Source organism: Streptomyces rimosus subsp. rimosus (assembly GCF_000720725.1).
GTDB classification, from domain to species: domain Bacteria; phylum Actinomycetota; class Actinomycetes; order Streptomycetales; family Streptomycetaceae; genus Streptomyces; species Streptomyces rimosus_A.
This window is the reverse complement of the sequence record NZ_JOCQ01000002.1, coordinates 75,201-97,953: the sequence shown is the minus strand read 5'-3', so window position 1 is coordinate 97,953 and position 22,753 is coordinate 75,201. Positions and strand designations below refer to the sequence as shown.

Genomic DNA, 22,753 nt, shown 5'->3' with positions numbered 1-22,753 from the left:
TCAGCTCGCCGGGTAGCGGTCGATGGCGGGCGGCTTCGGAGCGGGGACGCCGGACAGGCCCAGCGTCGCGTCGTACGCCTTCTTCCAGTCGCCGTTCTTCTCGTGCGACGCGAGGGCGTCGTCCAGCGCGAACCGCAGCGCGGTGTCCCCGTGCGGCACGCCGACGCCGTACGGCTCCTGGGAGAACGGCCGGCCGGCCAGCTTCAGCTCGTCGGGCACCTTGGCGGCGTAGCCCATGAGGATCGCGTCGTCGGTGGTGACGGCGTCGACCTGGTAGGTGAGCAGGTTGTCGACGCACACCGAGTACGTGTCGTAGGCGACCAGGTCGGCCTTGGGATAGTCGGACTGGATGCGCTGGTACGGCGTGGACCCGGCCGCCGAGCAGACCTTCTTCCCCGCCAGGTCCTGCGGCCCGTCGATGCCCTGCTGGTCCTTGCGCACGAGCAGGCCCTGCCCCGCCATGTAGTACGGCCCGGCGAAGCCCACCTGCTGCTTGCGCTTGGCGTTGATGGTGTAGGTGCCGACGTAGTAGTCGATCTGGCCGTTCTGCAGGGCGGTCTCGCGGTTGGCGGAGGCGATGGTCTTGAACTGGACCGTCTTCGGGTCGAAGCCGAGGGAGGCGGACAGCATCTTGGCGATCTCGACGTCGAAGCCGGTGTACGTGCCGGAGGCCGGGTCGCGCTCGCCCATGTACGGCTGGTCCTCCTTGGCGCCGACGACCAGGCGGCCGCGGCTCCGGGCCTTGCGCCAGGTCGCGGAGTCGGACAGCTGATAGCCCGTGGCCGTCGTGTAGCGGGGCAGCTGACTGCCCTTGGGCCCCTTCACGGGCGGGCTTCCGGACTTGCCGCAGGCGGCGGCCAGCAGCGCGACGGCGGTCAGCGCGAGCGCCGCGAGGGCGGTTCGGGTCTGGTGCATGGCGGCGCCCCCGGTCAGTGCTTGAGGATCTTGGAGAGGAAGTCCTTGGCGCGGTCGCTCTCGGGCGCGGTGAAGAACTCCTCCGGCGTGCGGTCCTCGACGATCCGGCCGTCCGCCATGAAGACGACGCGGTTGGCGGCCGAGCGCGCGAAACCCATCTCATGGGTGACGACGACCATCGTCATGCCCTCCTGCGCGAGCTGCTGCATGACCTCCAGCACCTCGTTGATCATCTCCGGGTCGAGGGCGGAGGTCGGCTCGTCGAAGAGCAGCGCCTGCGGCTCCATGGCGAGCGCGCGGGCGATGGCCACCCGCTGCTGCTGGCCACCGGACAGCTGCGCCGGGTACTTGTCGGCGTGCGCGGCCAGCCCCACCCGCTCCAGGAGTTGGCGGGCCCGCTGCTCGGCCTCCTCCTTCCCGCGCTTGCGGACCTTGACCGGCGCGAGCATCACGTTGGCCAGCACGCTCTTGTGCGCGAAGAGGTTGAAGGACTGGAAGACCATGCCGACTTCGGCGCGCAGCCGGGCCAGTTCCCGCCCCTCCTCGGGGAGCGGGTGGCCGTCCAGAGTGATGGTGCCGGACTCGATCGGTTCGAGGCGGTTGATGGTGCGGCACAGGGTGGACTTGCCGGAGCCGGAGGGCCCGATGACGACCACCACCTCGCCGCGGCCGACGGTGAGGTCGATGTCCTGGAGGACATGCAGTTTCCCGTAGTGCTTGTTGACCCCGCGCAGCTCGATCAGCGCATCACCGGCCATGTGCAGCCCTGCTCACTTCCATCCGTCCAGCCAGGACCCCGCAACCTACCCGCACGAAACCGGGCCTTCTCCGCTGACACGCACAGATGCCACGACAATCCCCGATTACCGGAGAAAATGCCCACGCGTGCGGGGGTACGGGACGGCCGGGCGGGGCGGCCGGGTGGCCGACTGCCGCACCGCGCCTCCCTAGGTACACAGAGCCTGCCTGCGTACCTAGCCTGTGGGGCATGCGTGACAACCGGCCTGTCTTCCAGCGCATCGCCGACGACCTGCGCCGCCAGATCGACGAGGGCACGCTCCCCGTCGGGGCGCGCATCCCGTCCCGCTCCGAGCTGAAGCGTGCGTACGAGGCCAGCGACCAGACCGTGGACCGGGCCGTCCGCGTCCTGAAGGCCGCCGGCTACGCGGAAGGCCAGTTCGGGCGCGGGGTCTTCGTGACCGACCGGGCCCCCATAGGCACCCTGCTGCGCTCCACGGGCGCCGTGGACTCCCCCTTCGCCGCCCGGATCGCGCTGGAGGGCTCGCCCGACGGCGCGCCGCTGACCTGGGAGGCGTCCTCGACGACGGCCCCGGCCTCCGACCGGGTGGCGCGGCGGCTGTGCATCGTGCCGGGCACCGGCGTCATCCGGTCGGTGTACGAATACCTCGCCAACCGGCAGCCGGTGCAACTCGCCACGAGCTGGGAGCCGCTCGCCATCACCGAGGGCACGGACGTGGTCTTCCCGGAGTGCGGTCCCTATGCCCGGCGGGGCGTACGGGGGCGCATGGCGGCCATCGGCATCCGGGTGGTGCGCGCCGAGGAGCGGGTGGGCTCCCGGCCCGCTTCCAGCGCCGAGGCGGAGGCGCTGGGCTGCTCCCCCGGGCAGTGCGTCACGGTCGTGGAGCGCACCCACTTCGACGCGGACGGGCGGGCCGTGGAGACCTCGGACATCGTCGTACGGGCCGACCGGTGGCGGCTCGCCTACGACATCGGGTTCGTGTAGCCGGGGCGGGACCGGTGCGCGCGGTCCGGGCGGGCCCGCCTGCTCAGTTCTCGGCGGCCTCCGCGTAGAGCTGGCAGAGTTCGGGCGCGCCGTTGGCCGCCCAGTCCCGGCCCGCGGTCACCACGTCCACCTCCCGGCCGGACGCCAGCCGGACCACCGGCTCGCCGCCCGGCCACACCTTCCAGCTGGCGCCGGGCACCGTCCGTACCAGTACCGTGCCCAGGTAGAAGCCCGCGTCGTTGCCGAGCCAGGTCACCACCTCGGGGTCGTCGCGCCAGGCGGGGCGCAGCTGGTCCAGCGCCTCCAACGAGTGCACCGAGTCGTCCAGTTCCACGCCTTCGGTCTGGGCCTGGGCACGCAGCAGCTCGCACTCCGCCAGGAGCTGGGCCGCGCCTTCGGGATCGCCTTCGACAGCGGGGCTCGCTTCCGGCCGCTTGCGCCACTTGTCCAGGAAAGACATGTTCATGGGCGTAGCGTCCCACCCGGGCCGGGGTGGTGGCCACAGGCGCGCGGCAGGCCGGTGGCCGGATCCCCGCGCCCGGTCACCGGTTCCGGCCGGTGTCCGTGCTCGACTTGGTGCTCGCTCTGCGTTCGGCCTCGTGCTCGACCTCGGTCCCAGCGAAAGGGAAACCGTATGCGCGTACGCCTATGGGGCACGCTCCTCGCCCCGGCTCTCTGCCTCACTCTCGTCCCCACGGCCGCTGCGGCCCAAGCCGCGGACACACTCCAACGGGCCGCGGCCCCGGCGCCGTTGGAGAGACTCTTCGACAACAGGGCGGTCAGCGAACCGTCCGATCCGGCGTCGGCGGACTTCGACGGGGCCGGCAACTCGCTGTCCGCGCGGGACCTCGCCGCGGCGGGCTGGGCCCCGGGGCGGGTGCTGACCCTCGACGCGGCCCGGCTGCGGTGGCCGCGTACCGCCGCGGGCCGCCCGGACAACGTACGGGCCGACGGCCAGACGGTCCGACTGTGCGGGCGCGGGGACGCCCTCTCGCTGCTGGTGGCCGCGACGGGCGGCACGGTGACCGGGTCCGGCACGATCCGCTACCGGGACGGGTCGCGCAGCACGTACCGGCTGACCGCGCCCGACTGGCGTACGGGTCCGCCGGCCACCGCGGCGGTGGCGCTGCCGCACATCAACACGCCGGGCGGCCAACGGGCGGAACGGGCGCGGCTGTACGCGGTGAGTGTGCCGGTGGTGCGCGGGCGCGAGGTGGCCGCGGTCGTGCTGCCCGCGGACCCCGGGCCGCGCGCCGACCTGCATGTGTTCGCCGCGGCGGTACGTGACAACGGCGCAGGCTGGACGACCGGTTGGGCGACGGCCACGGGCGGGTACGCCCAGCGCGGGCCCTGGCGCGACCAGACGCTGCGGCTGGTCGTGCACACCGGCGCGGGCGGGCCGCGGGCCCGGATCAGGCTGGCGAACACCTTCGCGGCGGCGCCGGTGCGCTTCGGGGCGGCGAGCGTGGCCGTGCGGGGCGCGGACGGGGGCGCGGGAGCCGCCCGCAAGCCGGTACCGCTGACGTTCGGCGGGCGGCGGAGCGTACAGATCCCGGCCGGCTCCCAGGCGTACAGCGACCCCGTGCCCTTCGCCGTGCCCGCGGGCCGCGACCTGCTGGTCAGCCTCCATCTGCCGGGCACGGTGACGGCGGCGCCGGTGCACGCGGGGGCCCAGCAGGCCTCGTACGTCAGCACACCCGGCAGCGGCGACCGTACGGGTGACGTCAGCGGCGCGGCGTACCCGGGCACGCTGACCGGCTGGCCGTTCCTGACCGGGGTGGAGGTCGCCGGCGGACCGGGCACGGTCGTGACGCTCGGCGACTCCATCACCGACGGTTCACTCTCCACGCCGGGCACCAACCGGCGCTGGCCGGACGTGCTGGCCGGCCGCCTCCAGGCCCAGCACGGCCTGCCGCGGTACGGCGTGGCCAACAGCGGCATCGACGCGAACCGGGTGCTCACCGACCGCTATCCGGGGGACGGCGTCAGCCCCGTCACCGGCGGGGTCAGCGCCCTGCACCGGCTGGAGCGGGACGTGCTGGCCCAGCCCTCGGCCCGTACGGTCGTGGTCTTCGAGGGCACCAACGACATACGGGCCGGAACGCCGGTGCACGAGGTCGTGGCAGGGCTGCGGGCCATCGCCCGGCGCGCGCACGAGCGCGGGCTGCGGGCGGTGGCCGCGACCATCACACCGTGCGAGGGCTTCGCGGACTGCTCGGCGGAGGTCGACGCGCGGCGCAATGCCCTGAACGCCGCCATCCGGGGGCGCGGCGCGGGCTTCGACGCCGTACTGGACTTCGACGCCGTACTCCGCGATCCGCGGCACCCGCAGCGGCTGCTGCCCGCGTACGACAGCGGCGACCATCTGCACCCCGGCGACGCGGGCCTGCGGGCGCTCGGGGAGTCGGTGGACCTGCGCGCGCTGGTCGCCGCCCCCTGAAACGGGCGGCCGGAGCGCCCGGCTCGGCTCAGACGTCCAGATCCACCACCACCGGAGCGTGGTCCGAGGCGCCCTTGCCCTTGCGCTCCTCGCGGTCCACGTAGGCGTCCGAGACGGCCTTGGCGAACGGCTCGTTCCCGTAGACCAGGTCGATGCGCATGCCCTTGTTCTTCGGGAAGCAGAGCTGGCGGTAGTCCCAGTAGGTGAACGGCTTGTCGTACTTCAGGGGGCGCGGCACCACGTCCGACAGGCCGGCCTCGCGCAGCGCGGTCAGGGCGGCGCGCTCGGCGGGCGTCACATGCGTCATGCCCTCGAAGACGGAGGTGTCCCACACGTCGTCATCGGTCGGCGCCACATTGAAGTCGCCGAGGATCGCGAAGGGCCGGGGGCCCGCCGCGTCCTCGGCGACGGCCGCCTTCAGCGCCTCGAACCACTGGAGCTTGTACGCGAAGTGGGCGTGGTCGATCTCGCGGCCGTTGGGCACGTAGACGGACCAGACGCGGACCGGCCCGCAGGTCGCGGAGACCGCGCGGGGCTCCTGCACCCCTTCGTAATCCGGGCCGCCGGCCAGCCCCGGGGTCACGTCCTCCAGGCCCACCTTGGACAGCAGCGCGACGCCGTTCCACCGGCCGGTGGCGTTCACGGCGGCCTCGTAGCCCAGCTCGCGCAGCTGGTCGTACGGGAACTGCTCGGCCGAGCACTTGGTCTCCTGGACGCACAGCACGTCCGTGCCGGTGTTCTCCAGCCAGGCCAGCAGCCTCGGGAGGCGGGCGGTGATCGAATTGACGTTCCAGGTCGCGATGCGCATGCCCGTAAACCTACAGCGGGGGTGTGACAGTCGGGCCGACGCCCGGCCCGGCCGGGGCCGGACACCGGGTCTCAGTTCAGCCCGGTGCGCTCGCCGGGTGCGAGGCGGCCGTGATCGGTACCGCCCAGCTTGTCGATCATGCCGTCGTAGACCGGGCGGGCATGCTCCTGGAGCAGGCTGTCGTGCACGTCGATGGCGCGGCGCGGCCGGATCTCGCGGACGTAGTCGATGACCTCGGCGACCTTGTTCCAGGGCGCGTGCACCGGCAGCAGCAGCGTGTCGACGGTACGGCCCTGAGGGACGGTGAGCGCGTCCCCCGGGTGGAAGACGGTCGCGCCGTCGTCCTCGGTGGTGATCAGATAGCCGACATTGGTGACCCGCGGAATGTCCGGGTGGATGACGGCGTGCAGCTGCCCGTGCACCTCCACATCGAAGCCGGCCGCGGTGAACGCGTCCCCCTCACCGACCGTGTGCACCCGCCCGGGGAAGGCCGCGGAGATCTGCTCGGCGACGCTGCCCAGGGTCCAGATCTCGGCGCCGGGATTGGCCTCCATGCCCGCGCGCAGCCGCTCCTCGTCGAAGTGGTCCGGGTGCTCGTGGGTGACCAGGACGGCGTCGGCGCCGACCGCCGCGTCCCGCTCGCTGAAGACACCGGGATCGATGACGAGCACCTGCCCGTCCTTCTCCAGCCGGACGCAGGCGTGGGTCTTCTTCGTGAGTTCCATGCTTCCCATCTTGCCGCGCGGGGCCCTCGGACGGCCCGACCGGGCGGCGGGCGCCGGCCGTCACCCCTCCGGGGTGGTCTCCTCCCGTATGACGCGCTGCGCCACGGCGAAAGCCGCGTTCGCGGCGGGGACACCGCAGTAGACAGCCGTGTGCAGCAGCACTTCCTTGATCTCCGTGGGCGTCAGCCCGTTGCGCAGCGCGGCGCGGGTGTGCGGCGCCAGCTCGTCCTGATGGCCGCGGGCGACCAGCGCGGTGAGCGTGATGATGCTGCGGGTGCGCCGGTCCAGCCCCGGCCGGGTCCACACCTCCCCCCACCCGTAACGGGTGATGAACTCCTGGAAGTCCCCGGTGAAGTCGTCCGTCGCCTCCTCCACCCGGTCCACGTGCGCGTCGCCGAGCACCTCACGGCGGACCTTCATCCCCTGCTCGTACGCGCCGCCGCGGACCGCCTCCGGCTGGCTGAGGCCGGACTCGATCGCCGGGGGCGCCATGAGCGGGGGCGGCGGCGCGGCCGCGAGCACCGGCTTGGGCACGGCCGCGCCGATCGCCGTCTGCCCGGTGGCGCCCGGCTTGTCGTGCCAGGCGGCCGTGAAGTGCCGGATGAGCAGCTCGGTGACGGCGGCGGGCTGCTCGACCGGCGCCAGGTGGGACGTCCCCGGAACCAGCGCCAGACTCGCGTCCGGTATGCCCGCCACCAGGGTGCGGGCGTCGGTGGTCGGCGTGACCTGGTCCTCCGACCCCACCACGACGAGGGTGGGCACCCCGATCCGCTGGAGCGAGGAACGGACGTCGAAGGCGGCCATCGCCTCACAGGCCGCGATGTAGCAGCCCGGATCGGTGGTGCGCACCATCTGCACGGCCCACTCGACGATGGCGGGCTGGGCCCCCGCGAAGCCCTGGGTGAACCACCGCTCGGGCGCGGTGCGGGCGATCGGGTCCAGTCCGTTCGTACGGATCACCACACCCCGCTGCCGCCAGGCGTCCGCGGTCCCGTACCGCGGCGAGGAGGAGACCAGCGCGAGCGAGGTGACCCGCTGCGGCCGGGTGAGCGCCAGCTGCGCACCGACAGCCCCACCGATCGAACACCCCGCATACCCGAACCGCTCCACCCCCAGCACATCGAGCGTGGCCACGAGCCGGTCGGCCAGCTCGGCGACGGAGGAGGCCGGATACGCGGGCGACCCGCCGTGCCCGGGCAAGTCGAACCGGATGACACGCCAGTGGCGGATCAGATCGGGTATTTGGCGGTCCCACATGTGCCAGGTCGTCCCGAGCGCCGCCCCCAAAACCAGACAAGGAGCATCTTCCGGCCCGTCAGAGCGGAATTGCAGGGTCTTCACCGTCGTCTCACTCACCCGCTCACGCTCCCACATGTCTTGACGGGGCCCGTAGCGGGGGCCTGGCGGTGGCTGTTCGACCGGGTGCAAGCCCATTCGGGCCGCATGGCGTTCGAGGCGACGGACGGGTTGGCGGCGGGGCTTGCCGGCGACGGCCGTGCCGGGACCGATCCCGGCTGAGGCGTGCGCAGGTGTTGGCTCGGGCTTTCAGCGGGCGATCGAGATGGCGAAGGGCGCGAATCCGCCGGATCGGATCACGTGCGGTACGAACAGGACGGCGGCCTCGGCGGCCCGCGCGGTCTCGATCCCGCCGAGGTCCGTGATCCACTCCTGCTGCCAGCCGAGGTCGGCGAGAAGCCCGCGTACAACCTGCTTGGCCTCCGGGTCCTCGCCCGAGAGAAAGGCGGTCGGTGTCCGGGTCAGCGCGGCGGGCGCGGTCATCACCGTGTAGAGCATCGTGTTGAGCGTCTTGACGACGCGCGTGTCGGGGAGGGCTTCTTGGAGGTGCTCCGCGAGGCTTGAGCCGGGGTAGAGCAGGTCGGCGGGCAGGCCGTCCGGTCCGTCGACGGTGGCGTTGGAGACGTCCACGAGAATCTTGCCCCGCAGTTCCTCGCGCAGTGCGACGAGCCGCTCCAGCGATCCGGCGCCCGGGGTGGCGTTGATGACGATCTGCGCCGTGCGGGCGGCGTCGGCGGCAGAGCCGGGTGAGCGGTCCGCCACGGTCACCTCGTGCCCGGCCCCGGTGAGGGTCCGGGCGAGGCTGCCGCCGACGCGGCCGTTTCCGAGAACGGCGATCATGGTCATGCCGATGTGGTCCTTCCGGTGTTTGTGATGCTCGTGGGAGTCAACGGGAGAGCGTGGTGACGGCTTCGGTGTGCACGCCGGGTGCGGCGGCCAGGAAGCTCTCGCTCCGCGGGGTCCAGGGGCGGCCCTCAACGTCGGATATCCGTCCGCCGGCCTCGGCGACGAGCAGCGCTCCGGGAAGCAGGTCGGCGCGGGCCCCGGCGAACTGCCAGAAGGCGTCGATCCGGCCGGCGGCCACGTTCAGCAGATGCAGGGTGGCGGGCACGGAGGTCCGCACCACGAGCGCGTCGAAGAGCATCGCGGTGATCGAGGAGCCGATGCGCCGCACGACCTTCTCGTCCTCGTCCGGCCTGGCCTGGCTCGTGGCCACGAGGCTCAAGCCGAGGTCCGTGGTCCGGGAGACGCGCAGCGGGCGGCCGTCGAGCTGCGCGCCGGCGCCGGCGAGGGCAGTGTAGGTCTCACCGGTCAACGGCAGGTGAACCGCGGTGAGTACCGGCTGGTTGTCGCGTACGAGCGTGGCGGTCACCGCCCACTCCGGCAGGGCGTGCAGGTGGTTGACGTTGCCTTCGGCCGGATCCAGAACCCACCATTCGCCGGGGGGCATGGCACCGCCCGCCAGCTCGTCCTCCACGAAGCGGGCGTCCGGGCGCAGGAGGGTGAGGCGGGGGCGCAGGACGTCGAGGGCCGCGTCGTCGTTGGCGGCGAGCGCGCGCATCAGCTCTTCGCGGGTCCGGTGGCGGACCACGTCGCCGAACCGCTCCCGTAGCACCGAAGCCGCCGCGCGCACGGCGATCGCGGTCTGCGCGAGCAGGTCGGCGTCGGACGCGGAACCGGCGGTTGCAGCGCTTGGGGTGCTCTGCATCGATTCGGGCATGGCGGTGCTCCCGGTTGAGAAGGGGGTGATGAGGCGGATTGGGCGAGGACTGTGTTCCTTTCGCGCCCGCACCTCGAAGGTAGGAGGGGCGACCGCTAACCACAAGTGCATGTAAAGCACGGCTAGCATGACTCCCATGCAATTGGATCTGAACCTGCTCGCCGCGCTCGATGCGCTGCTGGAGGAAGGCAGCGTGGCCGGCGCCGCTGAGCGCCTGCACGTCACCGCCCCCGCGATGAGCCGAAGCCTCGGCCGGATCCGGCGCACGACAGGGGATCAGATCCTGGTGCGTACCGGGCGCACGATGACTCCGACGCCGTACGCGATCGCCGTCCGGGAACAGGTGCACGAGCTGCTGCAGCAGGTCCAAGGCGTGCTGGCACCGAGCCGCGAACTCGACCTCACGACGATGGAGCGCACCTTCACCCTCCGCTGGCACGATTCACTCGTCGCGCTCGGTGGCCCCGCGCTTCTCGCGGCCGTACGCGAGCAGGCGCCGGGCGTGCGTTTGCGTTTCCTCGCGGAATCGAGCGTCGACACCCCCGAGCTGCGTCGCGGCGAGGTCGACCTGGAGGCGAACGCCGACCGCCCGACCGCACCCGACATTCGCGCCGACCGGGTGGCCGAGACCCAGCACGTCATCGTCGTGCGGCAGGGCCACCCGCTCACCCGGGTCAAGGCCGTCACCGCCGCGCAGTACGCCGGGGCCGAGCACATCACCGTCTCGCGGCGCGGAAGACTCGGCAATGCCCTCGACGACGCTCTCGCGCGGCTCGGCCTCACCCGCCGGGTAGTGGCGTCCGCGCCCACCGAAGGCACCGCCTTCGAGTTCGTGCGCGACTCCGATCTCCTCGTCACAGCCCCCGAATCGACGACGCGCGCAACGGCCACGGCCCTCGGTCTGACCCTGCTCCCGCTGCCGTTCGAACTGCCGTCGGCCGCGGTGTACCTGTCATGGCATCAGCGCTACGACACCGACCCCGCACACGTCTGGCTACGCGACCTGGCGCGGAGCGCGTTGGCGCCCTGCCGTAACGGCCGGCACGGACCGGCCGTGATCAGCCCGTTGTGGCCGGCTCGTCGCTCTCCTCCCGGCTGCCGGGTGTGACCTTGCACTCCAGCCGGCCGTCTTGCACGTCGCAGGTAACGGTGTCGCCGGGGCCCACCTGGCCGTCCAGCAGCATGTTGGACAGCCGGTTGTCGAGCTCCGTCTGAATGGTGCGGCGCAACGGCCTGGCACCGAACTCCGGCTGATAGCCCTGCTCCGCGAGCCATTCCTTGGCGCGCTCGGTCACCTGGAGACCGACCTGCTGGGCGTGCAGCCTGCGGCGACTGCGCTCCAGCAGCAGTTCGACGATCCGCACGAGGTTTTCCCGGGTGAGCGCGTGGAAGACGACCACCTCGTCGATGCGGTTGAGGAATTCGGGGCGGAAATGGCTGCGCAGCTCGGCCATCAGGTCGTCGCGGATCTCGTCCACGGCGCCGTGGTGGTTCAGGATGAGCTGCGAGGCGAGGTTGCTGGTCATGATGACGACCGTGTGGCGGAAGTCGACCGTACGGCCCTGCGCGTCGGTCAGCCGGCCGTCGTCGAGGACCTGGAGCAGCAGGTTGAAGACGTCCGGGTGCGCCTTCTCCACCTCGTCGAACAGCAGCACGCTGTACGGCTTGCGCCGGACCGCCTCGGTGAGCTGCCCGGCTTCGTCGTAGCCCACGTACCCGGGAGGCGAGCCGACGAGGCGGGAGACGGTGTGGCGCTCCTGGAACTCGCTCATGTCGAAGCGGATCAGCCGGTCCTCCTGGCCGAAGAGGATCTCGGCGATGGCCTTGGCGAGTTCGGTCTTGCCGACGCCGGTGGGCCCGAGGAAGAGGAAGCTGCCGGTGGGCCGGTCGGGGTCGCCCATCCCCGCGCGGCCCCGCCGCACGGCCTGCGCCACCGCGGTGACCGCCTCGTCCTGGCCGACCACCCTCGCGTGCAGGGTCTCCTCCAGCCGGATCAGGCGTTCGCGCTCGGTGGCCGTCAGCTGGGCGACCGGAATGCCGGTGCGCCGGGAGACGACTTCGGCGATGTCCTCCTCGGTGACCTCTGCCACGGGTGCCTGCTCACCGTCCAGGCCCGAAAGCCTCTCCTGCGTCTCGTCGATCTGTCTCTTGAGCCCGGCGGCCCGGTCGTAGTCCTCGTTGTGGACGGCCTCGTCCTTCTCCCGGTTCAGCCGGGTCAGTTCGTCCTGGGCCTCGTCCGCCTCGGGGCTGTCACCGCCGCCGCGCAGCGCCACCCGGGCCCCGGCCTGGTCCAGCAGGTCGATGGCCTTGTCGGGCAGGAACCGGTCGGTGATGTAGCGGTCGGAGAGGACCGCCGCGCTCTCCAGCGCCGCGTCGGTGAAACGCACGCCGTGATGGGCCTCATAGGCGTCGCGCAGGCCCTGAAGAATCTCCACGGTCTCGTCGACCGTGGGCTCCGGCACGATCACGGGCTGGAAACGGCGTTCGAGCGCGGCGTCCTTCTCGATGTTCTTGCGGTACTCCTCCAGCGTCGTGGCGCCGACCAGACTGAGATCGCCGCGGGCCAGGGCGGGTTTGAGGATGTTCCCCGCGTCCATGGCCCCCTCGCCGCCGCCACCGGCGCCGACGACCGTGTGGATCTCGTCGATGAACACGATGATGCTCTCCTGCGCCTCGGTGACCTCGTCGATGACCTTCTTCAGGCGCTCCTCGAACTCTCCGCGGTACTTCGAACCGGCCACCAGTCCCGGCAGGTCCAAGGCGACCACCCGCCGGTCCCGCAGGGTCTTGGGCACATCGCCGGACACCACGCGCTGCGCGAGGCCCTCCACGATGGCGGTCTTGCCGACCCCCGGGTCCCCCAGCAGCACCGGGTTGTTCTTCGAACGCCGGGAGAGGATCTCCACCGTCTGCTCGATCTCCTGGGCCCGCCCCACCACCGGATCCAACCGTCCCGCGCGGGCCTCTTCCGTAAGGTCGCGGCCGTACTCGTCCAGCGTGGGCGTCGCACTGGACCCGCTCCCCGCCGAACCGCCGCCGGCCCCGCCCGGGCCCCCGCGGTCGCGGCCGGCTCCGGCACCCTCCGGACCCAGCAACCCGGCCGCACCGGACGAGGGGTCCTCCACGACCGCGGCCAGGATGTGCTCAGGCCCGATGTAGGACGCACCCGCCTCCTGGGACTTGGCGTGGGCCCTGAGCAGGACCCGCTTCGCCGCCGGGGTCAGCCGCGGTTCCTCCACCCCGTCACCGGCGGGCAGCGACTCCTCCACCTGCGCCACCAGCGCGTCGGGATCGGCACCTGCCTGAGCCAGCAGACGGCGGCCCGGGTCGGCCTGGGCGGCGGCCCACAGAAGGTGCACGGTGTCCAGATCGGCCCCGTCCTCGGCGGCACGCCCGCCGGCCGTCGCCAGAAGCTCCTGCGCGGCGTCGCTGAGCAGGCGCCCGATGGGCACCCGCTGGACCGCCGGCGGTGAGGCCGCAGGGCTGGTGCCGAAGAAGCGGTTGAACAGGTCCGAGAACGGGTCACCGGACCCGAAGGGCGAAGTCGTCACAGCCGTCATCCGATCCGGCGGGCAACCGGCCCGCGTTCGTTGCCGATGGGAAAGGCCCCGCGGACAAGGAACACACGCTGCTCGGCGGCATCAGGGGCCGCCGGTGTACGGGCCTTACCCCACCTTGGAAGCCGACCGGTGTACCCGCACGTCAGCCGCCCTCCCGTTCGTCCACTCGGGTGACCTCGCCCCCTCCGGTGCCGCCGGGCAGGGCCTTGGAGCCCACCGCCATCGGTCCCCCTCCACAGCAGAAAGCCGCCCCTCCAACCGAGCTGTCGCATCGGTCGGGAGGGGCGGCTGTCCATTGCGGTCAGCGCGTCAGCTCACGCGCCGTACGCGCATCCGCTCTGGCGTCGGGGTCAGGACGGGTCGCCGTACTGGAGGCCGCGTCCGTTGGTGCCGATGTAGACGCGGCCGAAGGTGTCGGGATCACCGGTGATGACGCCGACGCTGCCGATACCGCCCCACTGGTGGGCGTCGTCGTTGACGCGGAGCCAGGTGGCGCCCTTGTCGGTGGAGCGGAAGACCCCACCGACGTCGTTGACGGTGCCGATCATGTACAGGGCCTGGTAGGAGGCGCCCGGTGCGGCCTTGCCGAAGCCGAGGGCGGCGGCGGACTTCACCGTGGTGAGCCTGGCGAAGGTGCGGCCGCCGTCGGTGGAGTGCAGCAGCCCCTGGTCACCGCCGACGATCCACAGGTCTCCCGCAACGCCGGGTACGGCCTTGAGCCGGCCGCCGGCGGGAAGGCCGGTGGCCCGGGCGGTGAAGGTCGCTCCGCCGTCGGTGCTGGCGTGGAGCGTGCCGCCGGCCAGCGAGTAGAACGTGCCGGCCGAGGAGCGGTCGGCGACGACCGCGGCGCCGGCGCCCAGGCCACCGACCTTCGACCAGCTCGCCCCCTTGTCGGTCGAGCGGTACGGGACCTGGCCGGCCTCGGTCCATACGATGCTCGAACCGTCCGCCGCGAGCGCGACCTGGCCACTGTCGGCACCGGCCACCGGCTCCGACCGGAAGCCGGTCCAGCTGTTGCCGCCGTCGGTGGAATAGGCGCCGTCCTGCGCGCCGCCACGGCCGACACGGACCATCACCGAGGGGTTGGCCTGGGCGAAGTCGATGTCGGTGCTGTTGCTCATCATCGGGTTGTTCATCCGCCCGGCGGGCACCTTGGTCAGGTCGTCGTGGCGGAAGCCGCCCTGGTCGCCCATGGCGGTGATGACGGTCGCACCGCCGGGCGGGGCGATCGCGTCCATCAGCGCGGTCTCCTCCAGGCCGCGCGCGCCCACGGTCCAGTGGCTGGTGCCGCCGCTGTCGGTGGCGTCGGCGTCCTTGCTGCGCCAGATGCCGTTGCCGGTGCCGTACAGCACGTGCCCGGAGTCGGAGGGGTCGATGGCCAGGGCGGTCATCCAGTGCCCGGTGTGGGTGCCGATGTACGGAGCGGCGGAGGCGTTCCGTACCGATTTCCCGGCCAGCGCCTTCCATGTCGTGCCGCCGTCGGTGCTGCGGTAGATCTCGTCCTCGGGCCACCAGCGGCCGAGGGTCGTGACCATCACCGTGGACGGCTTGCGCGGATCGACGGCCAGGCCGGAGAAGCCGTAGCCGCCCTGGGACGGAGAAATGTTCTTCCACGCTCCGCCCGCCGGGGTGTACTTCCACACCGAGCCCGCCGTCACGCCGTTGGGCCCGAGGTTGTCGGTGTACGTCAGGTACAGCGAACCGTCACCGGAGAGCACGCCGTGCTGGGGCAGCTGGCCGGTGGGGTGCCCGGGGACGGCCTTCCAGGTGCTGCCGCCGTCGGTGGAGCGGTAGAGGGAGGCCGACCTGTCCGCGACGCCGACGTAGACCGTGTTGCTGCCGGCCGGCCCGTACGTCACGAAGGAGATGCCCGCGCCGCTGCCCGCCCCGTCCTTGACCGGGAACGAAGAGACCTGCCGCCATGTCACCCCGTGGTCGGTGCTGCGCCACAGGCCGTTCTTACGGGTGCCCAGCAGCAGGGTGCGGTGGTCCGAGGGGTCGATCGCGAGCCGTTCGCCCGCCCCGCGGCCGTCCTCGTTGCCGCCCAGCTTGAACGGCAGATCGGTGCGCTGGAAGGTGCGGCCCCGGTCCGTGGAGCGCAGGATCGCGCCGTTGCCGGCCCAGTTGTTGGTGTAGGTGCCCGTCGCGAGGTAGAGCCGGTCGGGGTCGACGGGGTCGGTGGCCAGCGCGTCGATGCCCAGCAGGTTCCAGTCCTTCTCGCCGAGCCAGTCCGTGAGCGGGATCCACTGCTCGGCCGCGGTGTCCCAGCGGTAGGCGCCGCCCATGTCGGTGCGCGCGTACAGCAGATCCTTCTCCCGTGGGTTGAACACCAGCCCGGTGACGTAACCACCGCCGACCACCTGGGCGTTCCTCCACTTGTACGGTCCGGCCGCGGCCGCCTGGCTGCCGGTCACCTTCACCAGCTTCCACTGCTGGTTGGTGCTGCCCCTGCCGGGATACTGGACGACCGCCGCGCCCTGGGCCGTGGCGCCTCCGGAGACGTCCAGCACCTGGCCGCTCTTGCGGGAGGTGAAGGTGACGGCGCCGGAGCCGCTCACGTCATCGATCCGCCATTCCTGGGAGGCGGAGGAGCTGTCGGTCTGCTGCTCGGCGGCAGCCGACCGGGAGGTCGAGCCGCCCGCTATGCCCAGCACCTTGCCGCTGTTGCGGTTCACGAGCTCGTAGAAGCCGTCGCCGGTGGGCCTCAGTTTCCACTGCTGGTTGGCGGTGTTCTGGTCGGTCCACTGCTGGATGCGGGTGCCGTCGGCGGTGGAGAAGGCGTTGACGTCCAGCACCTTGCCGCTGCGCACGGAGACAAGCTTGTAGTAGGCACCGGCGTCGATCGTCGCGGCCAGGGAGTCCTCTTGGGTGAACAGGAGGTACGGCACGACGGCGGCCGGCACGCCGAGCAGCAGGCCGGTCGCGGCTCTGCGACGGCGGTGACGCCCGCGGCGCCGTCCGTCCGTGTGGTTCTTCATGGGGAGGTGTTCTCCTTGCATATCACCGTTGATCGGGCGGGTCAGCGCTGCAGGGTGAGGACACCCGGCCGGTACGGGAGTCGGTCGTAGTCGCCGCCCGCTGTGGGGGACTTGCCCTGGTAGAGGAACTGCAGGTTGCAGGGGTCGATGGTCATGGTCTGGTCGGGGTTGTTGCGGACCAGGTCACCGTGGCTGATGTCGTTGGTCCAGGTGGCACCGCTGTTGGCCTTGCCCGCGAAGGGGTTGTTCTCGCCGGTGGCCTGCGGGGTCCACGTACCGCTCAGGCTGGAGGCCGTGAACGAGCGGAAGTAGCGCGTCTTGTTCGCGCCCTTCGCCTCGATGAGCATGAGGTACTGGTTTTGGCCCTGGACCTTGTAGACCTGCGGCGCCTCGAACAGCTTGTCCGGCGCGTCGCTCATGACCGTCGTGTACGAGGAGCCGAAGTTGCCCGGGAAGTTCCCGATCGGCATGCTCGCCCGGTAGATCTTGCCGTTGTCACCGGCGAAGAACAGATACATGTTCCGGCCGTCGGCGATCAGGGTCTGGTCGATCGGGCCGGTGGGGGAATCGGTGCGGGGGATGCTGCCGGTGAACAGCGGACGGGGCGCGGACCAGCCGTTCGGGTCGGTGGGGTCGCTCGACGTGCGGTAGCTGAAGGGCCACGCACCCCACTGGGACGCCAGCACCCAGATCCTCTTGGGGGCGAAGTAGAACAGGGTGGGCGCCACCGCGCCCTCTCGCATGCCGGTCTGGCCGGCCGACGCCATGTCCGACCAGTTCGTGAAGGGGCGGAAGGCCATCGAGCCGTACGAGTTCCCGGACGCGCTCGACGCGTAGACCAGGTGCTTGCCGTTGTGCACCACGCTGGTGAAATCCTTCACCGCGACCCACCCGTTCGAGGGCTGTGCGAGGGCACCCGTCGACTTCCACCTGTACGTCGAGGGAAGCGCGCACGCGCCGCTGCCCGCCGTCGTCCCGGACGGGGCGCTCCACTTCTGGTTGTCGACGGACGCGCAGGCGTACAACTGGATCTTGGTGCCGTTCGCGGTGGCCGCGCCGACGGCGTCGAGGCACAGCCCGGACTGCACGCCGGTGATCGTGCCGTTGGTGTTGATGTTCCACTGCTGGTTGGCGCCGCCGTTGCAGTCCCGGACGACCAACGAGGTGCCGTTGGTGGTGCCCTTGTTCTTGGCGTCCAGACACTTGTTGTCGTAGACCTTCAGCTGCTTCGCGGCGGTGTAGGTCCAGCGCTGGTTGGCCCGTCCGCTGCAGTCCCACAGTTGCGCCGGGGTGCCGTTGGCGGTGCCGGAGTCGGGGATGTCGATACAGCGGCCGGAGGCCACGCCCTTGATCTCCCCGGTACCGCCGTCCGGCTTGGCCGGGGGCGTACCGGAGCCGGAATGGAGAGCGTTCATGACGGCGGTGTACGCGGGCTTCGGCCTGCCGTTGTCGTCGAACAGCAGGGGGCGCTCGTCGCGGCGCCAGGAGTCGCTGTCACGGATGCCCCACACCGTGATGCCGGTACACCGGGCCACGGCCAGGCAGGCTTTGACCGTGTTCGCGTAGTGGACGGGTGGTGCCTGGGCGATGTCCAGTTCGGTGATCTGGACGTCGACGCCCAGGGCGGCGAAGGCGGCCAAGGTGGTCCTGAAGCTCGCCGGCGGGCCGCCCGCCTGGAAGTGGCTCTGGAACCCGACGCAGTCGATGGGCACGCCGCGGGACTTGAAGTCCTTGACCATGCGGTAGACGCCCTGGGTCTTGGCGTCCGACCAGTTCTCGATGTTGTAGTCGTTGTAGCAGAGCTTGACCGAGGAGTCGGCCGCACGGGCGGTGCGGAACGCTTCCTCGATGTGCCCGTCGCCCAGCAGGTCCTGGAACTTCGAACTGCGGTGCTGGGAGGAGCCGTCGGCGAAGGCTTCGTTGACCACGTCCCAGGCGTAGATCTTGCCCTTGAAGTGGTTCATCTCGGTGGTGATGTGGTTCTTCATCGCGCTGCGCAGGGTGTTGACGTCGGTGATGGACTTCACCCAGCCGGGCAGCTGTTTGTACCAGACCAGGGCGTGGCCACGTACCCGCTGCCGGTGCGCGGTGGCGTGGCCGACGATCCGGTCGGCCGGGCCGAAGGTGAAGGTGCCGCGGGAGGGTTCGGTGGCGTCCCACTTCATCTCGTTCTCCGGGGTGATCATGTTGAACTCCCGGTCGAGAATCGTGGAGTACGTCGGGTCGCCGAGCCTCCCGGCAGCCACGGCCGTGCCGAAGTACCTGCCCGAGGGGGCCGCCTGCGTACTCAAGGCGGCGGCTCCGGCGGAGCTGGGGAGAAGCGTCACGACTCCGGCGATCACCGCCGCGGTCGACAGTCCTACCGTCACTGTCCGGCGGCTCCTGCGGAGCCGGTGCAGGCCCTTCACGATTCTCCTCGGGGGGCGCGGGTCACCTGATCTGCCACGGGGCGGGTGCGGTGCAGGACGTGGGTCCGTTCCTGCCCACCGGTCACCCGGGGTTCGTGGGTGTGTCGCGTCATGGGAGCCGCTTTCTTCAGGGGATACGTCAACGGGATGTGGGAGACCTGCCACGCCAGCACGTCATGGCGAGCGGCGGGAAGGTCACCCCTGAAGTGGAGGCTTTCGAACTCCCGGTCCCGTAACAGAAAAGTCGCGTCGCCCGGAGGATTGCTCGGTGATGCATCTCGCAGGCAAAAAGTGTTATGCCGAGCGCTGTGGTCCGGTCGTCCCCGTGGGGAGGAATTCAGAGCTGTTACGGCTGGGCAGCCGTCAATGAAATGCGGACCGAACCTGGATTCGGCGCAGCGCTCGGCTCACTGCGGGGTGGGGGCGTGGTGTGGGCTCGTGCTGGGGAATCGCCGGCTGTCACTGAGCGACCCGGCCCAGGATTCTCGTAAGGCGGTTCTCAGGCCCGGGCCCCGCGCGAGATGAAGGAAGCCTGGCCGGCGAAGGCCCGAGTGCCGTCGGAGCCATCGAGCCAGATGCCACCGTCGCGGTGGCGGAGGACCGATCCGGGATAGTTGTGCGCGTGCAGGGTCACCGACCCGGCGACCGCCCCGGGGCGCGGACAGAAGGTGGCGTCTTCACGGAACAGTTGGCTGCCGTCATTGGTGCTCAGCCGTAGCCGCAGGTACTGATGGCGAAGATACCGGCCGTCCGCGGCGCGGAGCGTGACGCACCGTGTGTCGGCCAGTCCCCCGACGACCGTGAAGGCGATCCGTTGCGGTGCCTGTGCGCCGCCGGGCGCGGGGACTCGCCCGCCGAGCGTCGCGAAGTCGCCGGCATACGTGACGAACAGGCCGGGCTGGTCCACGGACTCCAGCGACTGGGCGCCCAGCGGAACCGTTCCTGCGACGGCGGACGGACTCGCCGGGGACGGTTTGGGCGAGGTGGTGGTACGCGACGGGGTCGGCGTGGGGGCGCGCGTCGGGAGCGGCGTGGGGGTGCCGACCTCGGGAGCGGCGATGACGGCGGGCGTCCGGGGCGCCGGTTCGGGCCAGGCCGCATAAGTGGCGGCCCCGGCGACGAGCACCGCGCCGGTGGCGAGGCTCACCACCGGATGAGCGGTCACCACGTGCAGTTTGCCGAGCAGCGAGCCGTGCAGACTGCTTCCCCCCGTCGCCGTGCCGACACTGACGTGTGCCGCGGCCAGCCCGGCGGCGCCCGCGGCAGCCGTACCCGACAGCAGGCCCTTGGCGGCCAGCGCGGCGAGGAGTGCGGCCGGGACGGCCAGCGGCGCGATGTTGAGAAGCAGCAGTTCGGCCGGAACCCGTTCGGTCGTCGTGCAGACCGGGCAGTCGCGGGTGTGCCGTGCGATCCGCTTGCGCCACACCGATGTACGGAGACCGTCCCAGCCGACGACGGTCTCGTTCAGCTGCGGACAGCGCGGGTCCGCCCCCAGCGCGGCGACGATCGTCCGGCTCAGTTCCAGTTGCTCGCGCATGCGCTGCAAACGTACTCCGGCGTGGGCGGCGCTGAGCCCCATCGCGTCGGCGATGTCCTGACGGCTCAGCAAACCGGCGCATTCCTGCCACCACAGCGACAGCAGCACCCGGTGGTCCGGGTCGAGCCACCGGGCGGCTTCGACCACCTGACGGCGCTCGTCCGACATGTGCAGACGCAGGATCGTCATGTCTTCGAGCGCGGCGCCGGCATGTGGTGTCCGGAGTGCCTCGTCGATGACCGTGGTCCGGTCGGCGAGAGTGCGTTGCCGGTGCCAGTGGGTATTGACCTGGCGGAGCGCGATCGACACCAGCCAGGAGCGGAAACTTTCCGGAGCACGCAGGTCGGGCAGGTCGCGTACCACGCGCAGCAGCGTTTCCTGGACGACGTCGTCGACGTCGGCATGTCCGCTCAACGCCCGCCCGACGATGTTGTAGAGCAACGGCAGGTACGCGGCGATCAGCTTCTCGCGCGCCCGGCCGTCACCGGCCTGCGCCGCGACAACCAGCTCCACATGGCCCGCGTCCATGAGCCCATCCCACCTTCGTCAAGGGAGCGATCCGCCGAGTACGGCGGCATACCTTAGCGTCGGCAAACAGTTACGGCCAAAGCCTGCGCCTTCGGCGGACGAGCCGGCCCGCGGGTGCGTTCGGGTAGCAGGCGGCCAACTCGTGGACGGACCGTGCGAGCGCACGTCCCCACCTGTTGAGCACCTGCTATGCCAGATGTCCGGCTCACCGAAGTACGGAAGCAGCGCGCTTGTCGCTGCAATCGGCGGCGCCGGGACCCGGCGGGTTGCGGGAAACCCAGCCCTCAACAGCGCACGCCTACCAGCTGGCGCGAACTGCGCTATCAGCCAGGTGATGCCCCATCAGGACGAGCGTCGAATGAGCATCGAGACCGCCATTTCAGCGTGCGGCTATCGTCCGCACCGCACGCGTCGTCACCGCCTCGCTCGTCCGGGTACCCGGCTGACCACCGAGGGCCGCCGGCATCACAGCCTCCCGGTGGCCGGGCGCGGCGGCCAGGCGCGGGGAGCGAGGATGCCCAGGACGTAGGCACGGGCGACGAGGGCGGGCCTGGTCTCGGCGCCCAGCAGGTCCCGGAGCCGGCTGAGGTGGTAGTCGACCGCCTGCCGGGAGAGCTTCAGCGAGGTGGCGATCTCGCCGTTGGTGCGGCCGCCGGCGAGGAGGGACAGTATGCGGATCTGCGCGGCGGTGAGCGGCGGGTGGGCCTCGTGGGCGATGCTCTGGTCGGTGACGACGGCCCACACGTGCGCGACACGGCCGACGGGCCCGCTCACCGTGGACAGGTGGAGCTGGGCGCGGCGCTGGCGCCCCTCGGTGTCCAGGAGTACGGCGGAGGTCTCCGCCCGCCTGATGCGACGGGTGATCAGCCCCTCCCAGGCGCGGCGCAGGGGGCGCAGGTCGGGCGTGGCGGCGAGCAGGGTGTGCGCACGGCGGCCGACGAGGTCGGACAGGCGTGTCCGGAACAGTTCGGCAGCGGCCGTGCCCGCCTGTTCGATACGGCCGCCGACCGAGAGCAGCGCACAGGGCAGACCGCTGTAATCCCGCAGTGCGCGCAGATTCTCCTCGGCCTCCCGGCGCTGGCTCGTCGCGCGGACGTGGTCGGTGATGTCGACATAGATCCCGGCCACACAGGTCCGGCCGTTCTCCTGGACCGGGAAGCGGTGGCCGGCCGCCTGCCCGGTGCTGCCGTCCGAACGGTGGTAGCGCAGGTGGTGGCGGACCGGCTTGCCGCGGCGGAGGATCTCCTGGTCCAGGGCCCGGAACCGGTCGGCGTCGGCGGGGGTGTCGAAGTCCTCGATACGGCTGCCGACGACCCGCTCCGGTGTGGTGCCGTAGAGATGCGCGTAGGCGTGATTGGCCCATAAGTAGCGGCCGTCGGGGTCGCGGAGGAAGGCCGCGGCCGGCGCGAAGTCGGCGAAGTCCGCGAACGCGGCGTACGGCCGGCCGCCCGCGGGCTGCGCGCCGGCCTCCATCGCGAGCCCGCGCGTCCAGCCCCGGCTTCCGTCCTGGGGCCATCTCACGGTGAAGGTCCGGCCGTCGAACTGGACGAGGGAGTGGCCCCCTTGGAGGGCGTCTCCCTGAGCAGGCAGCTCTTGGCGCGCGCGGTCCAGGAAGCGTTGCGCGGTGGGCAGGTCGGCGAAGGCCCCGCCGCCCCGTTCCTTGACGCGCCCCTGCTCGTCGGCCTCCCACCAGGACACGGGGAGGTGCTCCAGCAGTGCTCTGAGACCGGAATCGTCCACGACGGCCTTTCCGTCCATGTTCCCGCCGGGCGGCGGGAAGTGACAGGGCGATGCCTATCCCGTGCGGAGTCCGGCCATGCTCGGTTATCGGCCGACTGCGGTACGTGAGCGCGTCGCCGGGGCAGCTTGCCATAGGTGATCCACAACCTTCGTCCGCACTCCAACGATGTCCACGACTTTGGCATTTGCCTGATTGGCGCCCGCCTCCGGCGGCACTTCCGGCACCCGCCTTCTGATTCCCTTGTGTGTAGCGACGGTTACCCGCCGTGTTCTACGCGGGTTGCGTCATGGTGCCCGGTCACGGTTGACGGGCAGCGGGGCCGGGCCACGGCCCGGCGCCCCGGACGGACGGGC

Annotated in this window: 16 protein-coding genes; 3 read left to right on the top strand and 13 right to left on the bottom strand. The window is 71.3% G+C overall.

Annotation, left to right across the window (positions count from 1 at the left end; translation table 11 throughout):
• On the bottom strand, positions 1-915 hold the full coding sequence (locus IH45_RS0101400) for a glutamate ABC transporter substrate-binding protein (RefSeq protein ID WP_030659980.1): 915 nt from the start codon (positions 913-915) through the stop codon (positions 1-3).
• A gap of 14 nt (positions 916-929) precedes the next feature.
• Positions 930-1,673, bottom strand: coding sequence for an amino acid ABC transporter ATP-binding protein (locus IH45_RS0101395; RefSeq protein ID WP_030659978.1), 744 nt, complete (start codon positions 1,671-1,673; stop codon positions 930-932).
• Between the two features lie 230 nt (positions 1,674-1,903).
• On the opposite strand from IH45_RS0101395, the gene IH45_RS0101390 reads away from it, so the two are divergent.
• Positions 1,904-2,659: a GntR family transcriptional regulator gene (locus IH45_RS0101390; RefSeq protein WP_030659975.1), complete on the top strand. Its 756-nt coding sequence runs from the start codon at positions 1,904-1,906 to the stop codon at positions 2,657-2,659.
• A 43-nt stretch (positions 2,660-2,702) separates the two neighbouring features.
• On the opposite strand, the gene IH45_RS0101385 is transcribed toward IH45_RS0101390, so the two are convergent.
• Positions 2,703-3,125, bottom strand: a complete 423-nt coding sequence (locus IH45_RS0101385; RefSeq protein ID WP_030659974.1) for a DUF6278 family protein — start codon at positions 3,123-3,125, stop codon at positions 2,703-2,705.
• 168 nt (positions 3,126-3,293) lie between these two features.
• Between IH45_RS0101385 and IH45_RS0101380 the strand changes: the two genes are divergently transcribed.
• Positions 3,294-5,099, top strand: coding sequence for an SGNH/GDSL hydrolase family protein (locus tag IH45_RS0101380; protein ID WP_030659972.1), 1,806 nt, complete (start codon positions 3,294-3,296; stop codon positions 5,097-5,099).
• 28 nt (positions 5,100-5,127) lie between these two features.
• On the opposite strand, the gene IH45_RS0101375 is transcribed toward IH45_RS0101380, so the two are convergent.
• The 5 genes from IH45_RS0101375 to IH45_RS0101355 form a co-directional block, all read right to left on the bottom strand.
• The gene (locus IH45_RS0101375; protein WP_030659971.1) at positions 5,128-5,907 is read right to left on the bottom strand and encodes an exodeoxyribonuclease III; all 780 of its coding nucleotides are present in this window, start codon (positions 5,905-5,907) and stop codon (positions 5,128-5,130) included.
• Positions 5,908-5,978: 71 nt separating this feature from the next.
• Positions 5,979-6,632 carry an MBL fold metallo-hydrolase gene (locus IH45_RS0101370; protein WP_030659969.1) on the bottom strand — a complete coding sequence of 218 codons (654 nt, stop codon included), beginning with the start codon at positions 6,630-6,632 and terminating at the stop codon, positions 5,979-5,981.
• A 60-nt stretch (positions 6,633-6,692) separates the two neighbouring features.
• The gene (pcaDC, locus tag IH45_RS0101365; RefSeq protein ID WP_030659967.1) at positions 6,693-7,988 is read right to left on the bottom strand and encodes a bifunctional 3-oxoadipate enol-lactonase/4-carboxymuconolactone decarboxylase PcaDC; all 1,296 of its coding nucleotides are present in this window, start codon (positions 7,986-7,988) and stop codon (positions 6,693-6,695) included.
• Between the two features lie 189 nt (positions 7,989-8,177).
• Positions 8,178-8,774 (bottom strand): NADPH-dependent F420 reductase, encoded by a 597-nt coding sequence (locus IH45_RS0101360; RefSeq protein ID WP_030659965.1) that lies wholly within the window; start codon positions 8,772-8,774, stop codon positions 8,178-8,180.
• A gap of 40 nt (positions 8,775-8,814) precedes the next feature.
• A complete protein-coding gene (locus tag IH45_RS0101355; RefSeq protein WP_030659964.1) occupies positions 8,815-9,648 on the bottom strand; it encodes an inositol monophosphatase family protein in 834 nt (277 codons plus the stop codon).
• A 136-nt stretch (positions 9,649-9,784) separates the two neighbouring features.
• Between IH45_RS0101355 and IH45_RS0101350 the strand changes: the two genes are divergently transcribed.
• Complete coding sequence (locus tag IH45_RS0101350; RefSeq protein WP_234440391.1) at positions 9,785-10,756, top strand: LysR family transcriptional regulator; 972 nt, start codon at positions 9,785-9,787, stop codon at positions 10,754-10,756.
• On the opposite strand, the gene IH45_RS0101345 is transcribed toward IH45_RS0101350, so the two are convergent.
• From IH45_RS0101345 to IH45_RS0101320, 5 genes are all read right to left on the bottom strand, one after another.
• Positions 10,707-13,208 (bottom strand): ATP-dependent Clp protease ATP-binding subunit, encoded by a 2,502-nt coding sequence (locus IH45_RS0101345; protein ID WP_032916596.1) that lies wholly within the window; start codon positions 13,206-13,208, stop codon positions 10,707-10,709. The two genes, IH45_RS0101350 and IH45_RS0101345, sit on opposite strands and share 50 nt — an antisense overlap.
• A gap of 350 nt (positions 13,209-13,558) precedes the next feature.
• Positions 13,559-16,186: an RICIN domain-containing protein gene (locus IH45_RS0101335; protein ID WP_030659961.1), complete on the bottom strand. Its 2,628-nt coding sequence runs from the start codon at positions 16,184-16,186 to the stop codon at positions 13,559-13,561.
• Between the two features lie 41 nt (positions 16,187-16,227).
• Positions 16,228-18,594, bottom strand: coding sequence for a non-reducing end alpha-L-arabinofuranosidase family hydrolase (locus tag IH45_RS0101330; RefSeq protein WP_030659960.1), 2,367 nt, complete (start codon positions 18,592-18,594; stop codon positions 16,228-16,230).
• A gap of 499 nt (positions 18,595-19,093) precedes the next feature.
• Positions 19,094-20,659, bottom strand: a complete 1,566-nt coding sequence (locus tag IH45_RS0101325; RefSeq protein ID WP_030659959.1) for a sigma-70 family RNA polymerase sigma factor — start codon at positions 20,657-20,659, stop codon at positions 19,094-19,096.
• A 465-nt stretch (positions 20,660-21,124) separates the two neighbouring features.
• A complete protein-coding gene (locus IH45_RS0101320; protein ID WP_032916617.1) occupies positions 21,125-22,399 on the bottom strand; it encodes a PAS domain S-box protein in 1,275 nt (424 codons plus the stop codon).
• Between the last annotated feature and the right edge of the window lie 354 nt (positions 22,400-22,753).

Bases quoted from the DNA above. Each gene is read 5' to 3' on its own strand.
- IH45_RS0101355 (WP_030659964.1), bottom strand. From the start codon at position 9,648: ATGCCCGAATCGATGCAGAGCACCCCAAGCGCTGCAACCGCCGGTTCC.
- IH45_RS0101390 (WP_030659975.1), top strand. From the start codon at position 1,904: ATGCGTGACAACCGGCCTGTCTTCCAGCGCATCGCCGACGACCTGCGC.
- IH45_RS0101335 (WP_030659961.1), bottom strand. From the start codon at position 16,186: ATGAAGAACCACACGGACGGACGGCGCCGCGGGCGTCACCGCCGTCGC.
- IH45_RS0101325 (WP_030659959.1), bottom strand. From the start codon at position 20,659: ATGGACGCGGGCCATGTGGAGCTGGTTGTCGCGGCGCAGGCCGGTGAC.
- IH45_RS0101380 (WP_030659972.1), top strand. From the start codon at position 3,294: ATGCGCGTACGCCTATGGGGCACGCTCCTCGCCCCGGCTCTCTGCCTC.
- IH45_RS0101360 (WP_030659965.1), bottom strand. From the start codon at position 8,774: ATGACCATGATCGCCGTTCTCGGAAACGGCCGCGTCGGCGGCAGCCTC.
- IH45_RS0101375 (WP_030659971.1), bottom strand. From the start codon at position 5,907: ATGCGCATCGCGACCTGGAACGTCAATTCGATCACCGCCCGCCTCCCG.
- IH45_RS0101400 (WP_030659980.1), bottom strand. From the start codon at position 915: ATGCACCAGACCCGAACCGCCCTCGCGGCGCTCGCGCTGACCGCCGTC.
- IH45_RS0101350 (WP_234440391.1), top strand. From the start codon at position 9,785: ATGCAATTGGATCTGAACCTGCTCGCCGCGCTCGATGCGCTGCTGGAG.
- IH45_RS0101395 (WP_030659978.1), bottom strand. From the start codon at position 1,673: ATGGCCGGTGATGCGCTGATCGAGCTGCGCGGGGTCAACAAGCACTAC.
- IH45_RS0101345 (WP_032916596.1), bottom strand. From the start codon at position 13,208: ATGACGGCTGTGACGACTTCGCCCTTCGGGTCCGGTGACCCGTTCTCG.
- IH45_RS0101385 (WP_030659974.1), bottom strand. From the start codon at position 3,125: ATGAACATGTCTTTCCTGGACAAGTGGCGCAAGCGGCCGGAAGCGAGC.
- IH45_RS0101370 (WP_030659969.1), bottom strand. From the start codon at position 6,632: ATGGAACTCACGAAGAAGACCCACGCCTGCGTCCGGCTGGAGAAGGAC.